Annotated in this window: 1 protein-coding gene; it reads left to right on the top strand. The window is 48.5% G+C overall.

The features are described from left to right. Positions 1-655, top strand: a 655-nt coding sequence (rsxC, locus tag R7190_RS28090) for an electron transport complex subunit RsxC (protein ID WP_318137954.1), incomplete at both ends; no start/stop codon positions are given.

The following is a 655-nucleotide window of genomic DNA, read 5'->3' as shown; positions in this document are numbered from 1 at the left end:
TTGTGCGCCGTCATCACTCCTGACGGCCAAGATACTTGGTGTGAAAAGTCACCTATCGCTGACTACACTCAAGAATCCGCCGATGCACTCATCGACATTATTCGCCTTGCTGGCATTTCAGGGATGGGTGGTGCTGGCTTCCCTACTGCGAAAAAGATCCAATCGGGCATTGCTCGTACAGAAATCCTGATTGTGAATGCAGCAGAATGTGAACCGTACATCACGGCCGATGACAAACTGATGCAGGAGCATGCCGAAGAGCTTATCCAGGGTATCGAACTCGTCGAACACATCCTTAAGCCAAAACTGACGATCATTGGTATCGAAGATAACAAACCAGATGCCATTAAAGCACTGGAAAGTGCCGCGCTGAACAAGGACATTGTTATTCGAGTAATCCCGACGAAATACCCATCGGGCGGTGAAAAGCAGCTGATAAAGATTCTGACCAACAAGGAAGTTCCTAGCGGCTCTATCCCTGCAGATATTGGCATCTTGGTTCAAAACGTCGGTTCTTTATACTCGATTAAGCGCGCTATCATCGATGGCGAGCCAATGATCGAACGTGTCGTTACGTTAACCGGTAAAACCTTTAAACAGCCTCGAAACGTATGGGCGCTCTTGGGTACCCCAGTTCAAGCACTGCTCGACGAAT

This window comes from Vibrio sp. 1078-1 (assembly GCF_033340475.1).
This window is presented reverse-complemented; position numbering and strand designations above follow the sequence as displayed.